Annotated in this window: 2 protein-coding genes; both read left to right on the plus strand. The window is 63.6% G+C overall.

Annotated elements, in window-relative coordinates:
• Positions 1-67: 67 nt before the first annotated feature.
• Positions 68-358, plus strand: coding sequence for a transposase (locus ACIA5D_RS51770; RefSeq protein ID WP_396038128.1), 291 nt, complete (start codon positions 68-70; stop codon positions 356-358).
• The coding region (locus tag ACIA5D_RS51775; RefSeq protein ID WP_396038129.1) for an IS3 family transposase at positions 355-1,075 on the plus strand (721 nt) is incomplete at its 3' end. The genes ACIA5D_RS51770 and ACIA5D_RS51775, both read left to right, overlap by 4 nt.

Here is a 1,075-nt window from a genome sequence, read left to right on the forward strand (position 1 = left end):
TGAGCCGCCATGATCTTTCCGGACAGGTGGGCCAAGTAGAATTGGTTCGCCTGGGAAGGAAGAACAGTTGCCTCGTCCAAAGAGAAGTTTCTCGCCTGAGTTCCGGCTGGAGGCTGTGAAACTCGTCATCGACAATTCGCGTCCGATCGTGGAGGTCGCCCGTGAGTTGGGGATTGGCGAGGGAACTTTGGGGAGCTGGGTTGCGAGGTATCGGCGTGAGCACGCCGGCGAGGAGCCGGCACTTTCCGGGAATGAGCGGGAACGGCTGCGTCAACTGGAACGCGAAGCGCGGGAACTGCGGATGGAGAACGAGTTCCTGAAAAAAGCCGCGGCGTACTTCGCCCGGGATCATCGGTGAGCGATACGTTCGAGTTCATCGACGGCGAGTACGCGGCCCGCGAACGACACCACGACGAGAAATGTCCGTCGCTGGTGAAGATGTGTGAGTGGCTGGGCGTTTCCCGGTCCGGCTACTACGACTGGCGCAATAAGCCGGAGTCGGCGACCGCGCGGCGGCGCGAAGAGCTGAAAGGGTTCATCGTTCATTTCTTCGAAGCCTCCGACGGAACGTACGGCTACCGGCGTGTCCACGCCGATCTGGCCGACCATGGCGTCGCTTGCGGGCCCGAGCTCGTGCGCGCGCTGATGCGGGAGCTGGGCCTGCGCCCGTGCCAGCCGCGGCCGTGGCGGCACAGCCTCACCACAGCCGGCGACCGGCCGCACGGTATCCCGGACCTGCTTCGCCGCGATTTCACCGCGACGGCGCCAGGACAGAAACTCATCGGCGATATCACCTATGTGCCGACCTGGCAGGGCTGGGTTTTCCTGGCCACCGTCATCGACTGCCACACCCGCGAGGTCATCGGCTGGGCCATGGACGACAATTACCGCACGCCGCTGATCGAGAAAGCGATCGCGATGGCCGCCCGGAACCACCGCCTCGCAGACGATGTGATCTTTCATTCCGACCGCGGCAGCAACTACACATCCGCCGACTACGCCATCACGTTGAAGAGGCTCGGCATCCGCCAATCAGTCGGACGGACCGGGATCTGCTACGACAACGCGATGGCCG

This window comes from Actinoplanes sp. NPDC051513 (assembly GCF_044454685.1).
Lineage (GTDB): Bacteria > Actinomycetota > Actinomycetes > Mycobacteriales > Micromonosporaceae > Actinoplanes.